Source organism: Rhodoplanes roseus (assembly GCF_003258865.1).
In the GTDB taxonomy this organism is placed as follows: domain Bacteria; phylum Pseudomonadota; class Alphaproteobacteria; order Rhizobiales; family Xanthobacteraceae; genus Rhodoplanes; species Rhodoplanes roseus.
Genome location: NZ_NPEX01000267.1, coordinates 1 through 7,901 on the forward strand (window position 1 = coordinate 1; position 7,901 = coordinate 7,901).

Annotated in this window: 9 protein-coding genes and 1 pseudogene; 4 read left to right on the forward strand and 6 right to left on the reverse strand. The window is 72.0% G+C overall.

Annotated features, from left to right (window positions below):
• A pseudogene (locus CH341_RS34425) lies at positions 1–307 on the forward strand (DUF882 domain-containing protein); the annotation flags it as partial.
• A 115-nt stretch (positions 308–422) separates the two neighbouring features.
• Here the strand turns inward: CH341_RS34425 and CH341_RS25275 are convergent.
• The gene (locus CH341_RS25275) at positions 423–707 is read right to left on the reverse strand and encodes a DUF2312 domain-containing protein (protein WP_111421741.1); all 285 of its coding nucleotides are present in this window, start codon (positions 705–707) and stop codon (positions 423–425) included.
• A 172-nt stretch (positions 708–879) separates the two neighbouring features.
• Complete coding sequence (locus CH341_RS25280) at positions 880–1,230, reverse strand: DUF1244 domain-containing protein (RefSeq protein ID WP_170149797.1); 351 nt, start codon at positions 1,228–1,230, stop codon at positions 880–882.
• Between the two features lie 180 nt (positions 1,231–1,410).
• Between CH341_RS25280 and CH341_RS25285 the strand changes: the two genes are divergently transcribed.
• Genes CH341_RS25285 through pyk form a run of 3 tightly spaced genes read left to right on the forward strand, consistent with a single transcriptional unit; the run spans position 1,411 to position 4,736 of the window.
• Entirely contained in the window at positions 1,411–2,697 is a 1,287-nt protein-coding gene (locus tag CH341_RS25285) for a glycerate kinase type-2 family protein (RefSeq protein ID WP_111421742.1), read from the forward strand.
• Between the two features lie 30 nt (positions 2,698–2,727).
• Positions 2,728–3,309, forward strand: coding sequence for a DUF1036 domain-containing protein (locus CH341_RS25290; RefSeq protein ID WP_111421743.1), 582 nt, complete (start codon positions 2,728–2,730; stop codon positions 3,307–3,309).
• Positions 3,306–4,736, forward strand: a complete 1,431-nt coding sequence (gene pyk / locus CH341_RS25295; RefSeq protein ID WP_111421744.1) for a pyruvate kinase — start codon at positions 3,306–3,308, stop codon at positions 4,734–4,736. The genes CH341_RS25290 and pyk overlap by 4 nt, the downstream gene beginning before the upstream one ends.
• 174 nt (positions 4,737–4,910) lie before the next feature.
• Here the strand turns inward: pyk and CH341_RS25300 are convergent, their stop codons facing one another.
• The 4 genes from CH341_RS25300 to CH341_RS25315 all read right to left on the reverse strand — a co-directional run.
• Complete coding sequence (locus CH341_RS25300) at positions 4,911–5,486, reverse strand: tetratricopeptide repeat protein (protein ID WP_170149798.1); 576 nt, start codon at positions 5,484–5,486, stop codon at positions 4,911–4,913.
• A gap of 196 nt (positions 5,487–5,682) precedes the next feature.
• The gene (gene ykgO / locus CH341_RS25305) at positions 5,683–5,808 is read right to left on the reverse strand and encodes a type B 50S ribosomal protein L36 (protein WP_111421746.1); all 126 of its coding nucleotides are present in this window, start codon (positions 5,806–5,808) and stop codon (positions 5,683–5,685) included.
• 230 nt (positions 5,809–6,038) lie between these two features.
• Positions 6,039–7,013 carry a substrate-binding domain-containing protein gene (locus CH341_RS25310; protein WP_146604619.1) on the reverse strand — a complete coding sequence of 325 codons (975 nt, stop codon included), beginning with the start codon at positions 7,011–7,013 and terminating at the stop codon, positions 6,039–6,041.
• 29 nt (positions 7,014–7,042) lie between these two features.
• On the reverse strand, positions 7,043–7,901 hold an 859-nt coding region (locus tag CH341_RS25315), incomplete at its 5' end, for a tripartite tricarboxylate transporter substrate-binding protein (protein ID WP_146604620.1).

Consider the following 7,901-nt stretch of genomic DNA (forward strand, 5'->3'; position numbering starts at 1 on the left):
GCCCGTGACGACGCCGCGCCCGACCGCGACCGCCGCCGTCGTCCCGGTGAAGCCCGGCATGCGCTTCGACGATCCCTGGCTGCGCGCCGTGATGCTGGCGCCGAGCCTGCACACCTCGATGACGGTCTCGTCCTACGGCGACCCGGACTATGCGGAGCTGCGCAGCCTGATGGGCAAGCCGATCGGCTCGGTGGTGATGGCCTTCGCCCACGAGCCTTATCCGGGGCTCGCCAGCGACCGCTTCAGCGGCGGCGCCGTGGTGTTCCTGGCCACCGTCACGTTCCGCCGCACCGCCTCGCTGCATTGAGGGACGGCGCGGCGCGTTCCGCGAGGATTCTTCGGACCGGATACGAAAACGCCCGGCCTGAGCCGGGCGTTTTCGTATCCGACGCGACCCGCCGGGGCGGGCGCCGCTTCCGTCGTCACATCATGCCGAGGGCGGCCTTGTAGGTCTCCAGGATCGCCTCGTGCTCGGCGCGCTCGTCCTTGTCCTGCTTGCGCAGGCGGATCACGGCGCGCAGCGCCTTGGTGTCGTAGCCGTTGCCCTTGGCCTCGGCGAACACGTCCTTGATGTCGTCGGCGATCGCCTTCTTTTCCTCTTCCAGCTTCTCGATGCGCTCGACGAAGGCCTTCAGCTGGTCCTGCGCGAACCGCGTCGCGCGATTCTTCTCGGCACGGTCGTCGGCGGCGGCTGCGGTGGCGGGCATGGGTGGTCCTCGGCGGAAACGAAGGGGTTGGCCTGCATACGGGCCAATTCTGCACGGGCGTCAAGGCGAGGGCAGGGCGCCGCCGGCGCGATCCACATGATCCACACGCTGCGACGAAAATATTCGCGGCGTGACCCGAAAACCCGCGCCGGCCTGCGGTTTCCGGCTCCGGTCAGCCGTGGACCCGGGATTTGGCGAAGGCGTCCTTCTGGTCGGTCGTCGCCTCGCGCTGGTGCTTCGCCTTCCACTCCTCGTAGGGCATGCCGTAGACGACCTCGCGGCTGGCCTCCTTGGACAGCGGCACGCCCTGCTGGTCGGCCGCGTCCTTGAGCCAGTTGGACAGGCAGTTGCGGCAGAAGCCGGCGAGATTCATCAGGTCGATGTTCTGCACGTCGGTGCGGCCACGCAGATGCTCCACCAGGCGCCGGAACACCGCCGCCTCGAGCTCGGTGCGGGTCTGCGGGTCGATCGCGTCGATGGGATTGGCGTCGATGGTCTTGCCGTCGGTCGGGGCGCTGCTCATCGGGGGTCCTCCGGGTCGTCCGGAAGATAGGGCCGCGGCCGCGGGGGCGCCAGTCGTGCACGGCCCGCATGCCGGGCGTGCCGCGCGCGGCCGTACTTCTCCTGGATGAAATCCGCGCGCCACCCTCTATAACGCCAACGGTGCCAAGGCGCTGCCAGACCCGCGACATCCGAGGTTGCAATGAGCTCGACCCGCGATCTTCTGACGAAGCTGTACGAGGCGGCCGTAGCGGCCGCGCATCCGTCGACCTGCCTGCCGCCCGAGCTGCCCGCACCTCCCGAGACGGGCCGCATCGTCGTGCTGGCGGCCGGCAAGGCGGCGGGGGCGACCGTCGAGGCCGTGGAGGCGCACTATCTCGACAAGCTGCGGCTGCCGAAGTCGCGTCTGACCGGGATCGCGGTGACGCGCCACGGTCACGGCCGTCCGGGCCGGGTCATCGAGGTGGTCGAGGCCGGGCACCCGGTGCCCGACGCGGCCGGTCTCGCCGGCGCCGAGAAGACGCTGGCGCTCGCCGACGCGGCCGGCGCCGACGATCTCGTCCTGGTGCTGGTCTCGGGCGGCGCCTCGGCCAACTGGATCGCGCCGGCGGAGGGCATCTCGCTCGCCGCCAAGCAGGCGGTGACGCGCCAGCTGCTGCGCTGCGGCGCCAATATCGGCGAGATCAACACGGTGCGGAAGCACCTGTCGCGCCTCAAGGGCGGCCGGCTCGCGGCGCGCGCCCATCCGGCCCGCATCGTCACGCTCGCCATCTCGGACGTGCCCGGCGACGATCCGAGCGTGATCGGATCCGGCCCGACCGTGCCGGATCCCTCGACCCTCGCCGACGCGCGCGCCATCGTGGCGCGCTACGGGCTCGACATCCCGGACGAGATCAAGGCGGCGCTGGACAATCCCGCCAACGAGACGCCGAAGCCGGGCGATCCGGCCTTCGCGGATCTCGACTACCGCATCGTCGCCCGGCCGCAGGACGCCTTCGAGCAGGTCGAGGCCAAGGTCCGGGCCCAGGGGCTGGATTGCCTGCTGCTCGGCGACCGGCTGGAGGGCGAGGCCCGCACCGTCGCGGCCCAGCACGCCGCCATCGCCAAGGAGTTCGCCGCCCAGAACCGCCGCGCCGTGATCCTGTCGGGCGGTGAATTGACCGTCACGTTGCGTGGAAAGGGCCGCGGCGGGCCGAACCAGGAATACGTGCTGGCGCTCGCCGCCGCGCTCGACGGCATGCCCGGAATCGCCGCGCTGGCGGCCGACACGGACGGAATCGACGGTGGCGGCGGCAAGGCCGACGACCCGGCCGGCGCCTTCGTGGACGACACCACGCTGGCCCGGGCCAGGGCGCTCGGCCTCGATCCCGCCGCGTTTCTTGCCGACAACGACTCGACCGGCTTCTTCGAGCGGCTCGGCGATCTGTTGCGCCCCGGGCCGACCTGCACCAACATCAACGATTTCCGGGCCATTCTGGTCGACCGGTGATCGGCCCGGCGGGGGCGACGCTGATCCTGAATGGCGACAGGCACGGACATCGATACCAGCACGTTGCGACATCTGAGGCGGGCGGCCGCGACGGCCGCCGCCGCGGCCGTGCTCGTCCTGTGGGGCAGCCTGCCGGCAGCCGCTGATTTTCGCCTCTGCAACAACACCAGCGGGCGGGTCGGCATCGCGGTCGGCTACAAGGACGGCGACGGCTGGGCGACCGAGGGCTGGTGGAACCTGCCGGCCCGCACCTGCGAGACCCTGCTCCGCGGCACGCTGGTCGCACGATACTATTACATTTACGCCGTAGACTACGACCGCGGGGGAGAGTGGTCGGGTCAGGCTTTCATGTGCACGCGCGACAAGGAATTCACCATCCGGGGCACCGAGGACTGCCTCGCCCGCGGCTACGACCGGACCGGCTTCTTCGAGGTCGACACCGGCGAGCAGCAGGCCTGGACCGTGCAGCTCACCGATTCCAACGAGCAGTCCTCGCAGCGCCCCCCCGGCATGCCGGGGCCTCCGCCGGGAGCGCCGCCCGTGATGGCGGTCCCGCCCGGCTCCGGCCGTCCGTCCACCCCACCGCAATTCCCCGGAAGCCCCTCCCGATGAGACGCAAGCGGCGCGTGAAGATCGTCGCCACCCTCGGCCCGGCGAGCTCCGACCAGGCGGCGATCACCCGCCTGTTCGAGGCCGGCGCCGACGTGTTCCGCATCAACATGAGCCACACCACGCCGGAGCGCATGCGCGAGATGGTGCGCATGATCCGCGACGTCGAGGACGAGCTCGGCCGGCCGGTCGGGATCCTGGCCGACCTGCAGGGGCCGAAGCTGCGCATCGGCGCCTTCGCGGGCGACGGCGTGACGCTCGACCGCGGCGCCACCTTCGTGCTCGACGCGGATCCGACGCCCGGTACGGTCGAGCGGGTGCATGTCCCGCATCCCGAGGTGCTGGCGGCGCTGGAGCCCGGCCACTGCCTGCTGCTCGACGACGGCAAGCTGCGCCTGACCGTGGTCGAGGCGACGGCGGATCGCTGCGTCACCCGGGTCGAGGTCGGCGGCCGGCTCACCGCCCGCAAGGGCCTCAGCCTGCCCGACACCACCATCGCGTTCCCGGCCCTGACCGAGAAGGACCATCGCGACCTCGAGGCGGCGCTGGATGCCGGCGCCGACTGGATCGCCATGTCGTTCATCCAGCGCGCCGAAGATCTGGCCGCCGCGCGAAAAATCACGCGGGGCCGCGCCGGGCTCCTGGCCAAGATCGAGAAGCCGCAGGCCATCAAGGATCTGGCCGACATCCTCGACGCCGCCGACGCGCTGATGGTGGCGCGCGGCGATCTCGGCGTGGAGATGCCGGTCGAGAAGGTGCCGGGTCTTCAGAAGCAGATCACCCGGGCGGCGCGGCGGGCCGGCAAGCCCGTGGTGGTCGCCACCCAGATGCTCGAATCGATGATCTCCAGCCCGGTGCCGACCCGGGCCGAGGTGTCGGACGTCGCCACCGCGATCTTCGAGGGCGCCGACGCCGTGATGCTGTCGGCCGAATCGGCCTCCGGCCAGTATCCGTTCGAGGCGGTGACGACGATGAACCGGATCGCCGAAGAGGTGGACCGCGATCCGACGTTTCCGACCGCCATCCAGGCGTTCCGGGCGCCGCCCGAGCGCACCGGCGCCGACGCCATCGCGGCGGCGGCCCGCCAGATGGCCGAGACGCTCGACCTCGCCGCCGTGGTGTCGTGGACCTCGTCCGGCGCCACCGCGTTCCGGGTGGCGCGCGAGCGGCCGGCCGTGCCCGTGGTGGCGATCTCGCCGAACCTCTCCACCGGCCGCAAGCTGGCGCTGGTGTGGGGCGTCCACGCCGTCGTCGACGCCGACGCCCGCGATCCCGACGACATGGTCGAGCGGGCGTCGCGCACCGCCTTCGCCCAGGGCTTCGCCCGCTCCGGCGACCGCATCATCATCGTCGCCGGCATGCCGCTCGGCATCCCCGGCGCCACCAACATGATCCGCATCGCCTATGTGGGGCCGAAGGCGGCGGAGTGAACAAGCTGCCGCGTGACGGCCAGTCGCTCGTTGCGCGAACCTCATCCTGAGGCGCCCGGCGCAGCCGGGCCTCGAAGGATGCGGCCACGGTCCGGGCCGTCGCCCTTCGAGGGCCGCGCGGTTCGCGCGGCCACCTCAGGGTGACGGGGACATGGGGTTCGGCGCACCCGCCCCTCAGATCGGGCGGCCTTCGACCTTGTCGGTGAGGGTCTTGACCTTGTCGGCCATGCCCTTGAGGCGCGGATTGACGTCGAGCGCCTGGCGGAAGGCGGCCAGCGCGTTCTTGTCGTCGCCGAGCTCCTGCATGATGGCGCCGAGGCCGGCCAGCGCGCCGAAATGGCGCGGCTCGCGGCGAACCACCTGGCGCAGGTCGGCGAGCGCGCTGGCATAGTCCTTCTCGAGGAAGAACACGGTGGCGCGGCGGTTCCAGCCCTCGACATAGTCGGGCCGGATCTCGACGATGGCGTCGAGCAGCCGGATCGCCAGCCTGCGATCGTCCTTGTCGATGGCCGCCTTGGTGCGGACCATCAGCAGGTTGACGGTGTCGCTGCCGGAGGCGAGCCACACCGCCCAGATGCGGTCCTCGACCGCCTTGGCCGTGGTGTCGTCGGGCGCCACCTTCAGGGCGCCGAACAGCGTGTCGAGATTGCGGGTCGGATCGCCGCGCGGCACCTTCGGCAAGGCGGCGGGTGGCTCGACCCAGTCGGCGTCTTGGGCGGCGGCGGGACCGGCCGGCCAAGCGACCGCCAAGGTGGCGGCCAGTAGCCCGAACGCCAAAAAGCAGCCGGCGGCGCGGGCCGCGGCTGCCGATCTGCCTGCAGGGATACGAAGTCCGGATTCCGATCGTCGACGGCTCATCGGGCCAGTCTAGGTCGGTTCCGGCGTCGCCGACAAGGGCGGGCGCCGATCGCTCCGGTCACGGCCGCGCGAGGCGGCCGCCGGCACGTCAGCCCTGGCGGGCCTTGAAGCGGCGCTGGGTCTTGTTGATGACATAGACCCGGCCCTTGCGACGGACCAGACGGTTGTCCCGGTGGCGCCCGCGCAGCGACTTCAGCGAGTTGCGGATCTTCATGGCACGTCCTCGGCACGCCGTGGGTCGAGCCACGGGTGGATGCGAAAACGATCCCGACCACGGCCGGGTGTTCAGGCCCGGCAAGGCTGGGATCGGATTGAAAAAGAAGCGCACCGGCGGCCCGAGGCCGTGTCGATGCGCGTTGCGGCGGGACCATAGGGAGGACGGCCCGCCCGGTCAAGCCGGGTCGACGGCGGATCCTGCCGCTCACCCGCAGCCCTGCCGGCCGGTCAGACCGGGAGCGGAAACAGCTCCTCGACGACGAGGTCGCGGGCCAGCAGCCCGTCCTGGCGCAGGTGCCGCAGCGTCGCCGCCAGGACGGCGCGGTTGGCCTCGATCCCATAAGCCCAGAAGTCGTCGCCCATCAGGGCCCGGGTGTCCTCGTACGCGGCGACCAGCCAGGGCAGCGACGTCTTCGGGGCCTGGAGCATGGCCAGATCCGCCATCGCCAGGTCCTTGGCCGCCGCGAAGGCGGCGAACACGCTCTTCGGCAGCCAGGGATGCTGCTCCGCCAGGCTGCGGCGGATCCCGACCACATGCATGACCGGGAACAGCCCGGTCGCCGCCCAGTAGGCGCGCTCCTCGCGGGCCCAGTCGGGAAAGAGGCGGCGGACGACGGGGTCGCGGGCCTGGAAGCAGGGCGGCGGCACCAGGCCGATCAGCCCGTCGATGCGGCCCTCGACGAGCTGGCGGTCGAGCGTGTCGCCGGGCGCCGACGCCTCGACCGGCACGGCCGCCGACAGCGCCGGCACCGCGATGCCGTCGCGGCGCGGGCGGTCGAGGTCGCCGACTACCCAGGTGACGTCGGCGCGGGCGACGCCGTAGACGTCCTCCAGCAGCCCGCGAATCACCACGGCGGCGGTGTCGTCGAAGTTGACCAGGCCGATGCGGCGGCCGCGCAGGTCCTGCGGCGCCGCGATGCCGCGGTCGGCCCGCACATAGAGCGAGGCGTGCCGGAAGGCGCGCGACGGAAAGGCCGGGATCGCCACATAGGCGTTCGTCCCGCGCGCCACCGCCTGGGCCTGGCGGCTCAGCGACAGCTCCGAGACGTCGAACTCCGCCCCGGTGAAGGCCCGCACGAACGCCTCCTGGGGCGTCAGCACGGTGCCGTGCACGGCGCATCCTTCGATCGGCACGAGGCCGCGGAGGATCGGCAGGGTGCGGTCGTAGTCCCAGCAGGCGAGCGTGATCGGCACGGGATCCATGGTCGGTCGGCTCGCCTGCGGGGCTGCGGTCAGTCGGCCCGGATGCCGGCGGCCCGGATGATCGGCCACCACTTGTCGATGTCGGCCTGCACCAGGGCGCCGAGCGCCTCCGGGGTCTGCTGGTCGCGCGGCGGGATCGTCTGGCCGAGCTCGGTGAACCGGGTCTTCAGGGCCGGATCGGCCAGCGCCGCCACGGCCGCCGCGTTGAGCTTGTCGACGATCGGCTTGGGCGTCCCCTTCGGCGCGAACATGGCGTTCCAGGTGGCGACGTGGAAGCCCCGCAGGCCGGCCTCGTCGGCGCTCGGGATCTCCGGCACGCCGGGCAGCCGCTCGGGCGCCGACACCGCATAGGCCTTGATCGAGCCGGCCCGGACCAGCGGCACGGCGCTGGTCGGATCCGTGAACACCAGGTCGATCTGGCCGGAGACGAGATCCTGCACGGCCGGCGCGGCGCCCCGATAGGGCACGAGCTGGGCCTGGGTGCCCGTCATGCTCAGGAAGAACGCGGCCGCGACATGGGGCGGGCTGCCGATCCCGGCCGTGCCGATCGCCACCTTGCCGTCCCGGCTCTTGATCCAGGCGATCAGGCTCGCGAGGTCGGTCGCCGGCACCGCCTTGCTGGACAGCACGACCTGCGGGGCGCGGGCCAGGAGCGCGATCGGCTCGAAGCTGGTCCGCAGGTCGTAGGGCAGCGTGTAGATGGCGCCGTTGACGACATGGGCGCTCCAGTTGCCGACTTCGATCGTGTAGCCGTCCGCCGGGGCGCGGGCGACGCGGCCGAGCCCGATGCTGCCGGCGGCGCCGCTGACATTGTCGAGCACGACCGACTGGCCGAGCTCGGCCCGCATGCGCTCCGCCACCATGCGGCCGACCGCGTCGGTCGGGCCG

Bases quoted from the DNA above. Each gene is read 5' to 3' on its own strand.
- CH341_RS25275 (WP_111421741.1), bottom strand. From the start codon at position 707: ATGCCCGCCACCGCAGCCGCCGCCGACGACCGTGCCGAGAAGAATCGC.
- CH341_RS25280 (WP_170149797.1), bottom strand. From the start codon at position 1,230: ATGAGCAGCGCCCCGACCGACGGCAAGACCATCGACGCCAATCCCATC.
- CH341_RS25285 (WP_111421742.1), top strand. From the start codon at position 1,411: ATGAGCTCGACCCGCGATCTTCTGACGAAGCTGTACGAGGCGGCCGTA.
- CH341_RS25290 (WP_111421743.1), top strand. From the start codon at position 2,728: ATGGCGACAGGCACGGACATCGATACCAGCACGTTGCGACATCTGAGG.
- pyk (WP_111421744.1), top strand. From the start codon at position 3,306: ATGAGACGCAAGCGGCGCGTGAAGATCGTCGCCACCCTCGGCCCGGCG.
- ykgO (WP_111421746.1), bottom strand. From the start codon at position 5,808: ATGAAGATCCGCAACTCGCTGAAGTCGCTGCGCGGGCGCCACCGGGAC.
- CH341_RS25310 (WP_146604619.1), bottom strand. From the start codon at position 7,013: ATGGATCCCGTGCCGATCACGCTCGCCTGCTGGGACTACGACCGCACC.